We start from the raw sequence: 965 nt of genomic DNA, 5'->3' as shown, positions 1-965 counted from the left end.
CCGCATCCGCACCCTGCGCCAGGGCGGCGGCCTGTCCGGCTTCACCAAGCGCTCCGAGAGCGTCTACGACCCGTTCGGAGCCGCCCATTCCTCGACCTCGATCTCGGCCGCCCTCGGCATGGCGGTCGCCCGCGACCTCGATGCCGATTCCGCCAAGGCCAAGGGCTGGACCGCCAAGCGCCGCAACGCCATCGCGGTGATCGGCGACGGCTCGATGTCGGCCGGCATGGCGTATGAAGCCATGAACAATGCCGGCGCCCTGCACTCGCGCCTGATCGTGATCCTCAACGACAACGACATGTCGATCGCCCCGCCGGTGGGCGCGATGTCGGGCTACCTGGCGCGGCTGGCCTCGGGCGGCACCTACCAGTCCTTGCGCGAGACCGCCAAGCAGCTCGGCAAGCTCCTGCCCAAGGCGCTCTACCAGCGCGCGGCCGCGGCCGAGGAATACGCCCGCTCCCTGGTGGTCGGCGGCGGCACGATGTTCGAGGAGATGGGCTTCCACTATGTCGGCCCGGTCGACGGGCACAATCTCGACCAGCTGCTGCCGGTCCTGAAGAACGTCCGCGACGCCGAGCACGGCCCGATCCTGCTCCACGTCGTCACCCGCAAGGGCAAGGGCTACGCCCCGGCCGAGGCCTCGGCCGACCGCTACCACGGCGTGGTCAAGTTCGACGTGGTCTCGGGCGTCCAGGCCAAGGCCAAGCCGAACGCCCCGGCCTACACCCGGGTGTTCGGCGAGAGCCTGATCAAGGCGGCCGATTCCGACGAGAGGGCGGTGGCGATCACCGCGGCGATGTCCGGCGGCACCGGCATTGAAGTGTTCGGCAAGGCCCACACGGATAAAACCCTCGACGTCGGCATCGCTGAGCAGCTCGCGGTGACTGTCCCGCGCGCCCCTGCGCTGGAGCGGCTCGCGCTGTTCGTCGCGCGCTACCCTCTCTTACCTCCGTGGTGCGACCTAC

1 protein-coding gene is annotated in these 965 nt (G+C 69.7%); it reads left to right on the top strand.

Features of this window, described 5'->3' with window-relative positions:
* The coding region (locus tag MKL09_RS05210) for a 1-deoxy-D-xylulose-5-phosphate synthase N-terminal domain-containing protein (protein ID WP_279605686.1) at positions 1–965 on the top strand (965 nt) is incomplete at both ends.

It is taken from the genome of Methylobacterium sp. J-048 (genome assembly GCF_022829515.1).
In the GTDB taxonomy this organism is placed as follows: Bacteria; Pseudomonadota; Alphaproteobacteria; order Rhizobiales; family Beijerinckiaceae; genus Methylobacterium.
The sequence above is the reverse complement of the archived record's forward strand: the minus strand, read 5'-3'. Positions and strand labels throughout refer to the sequence as shown.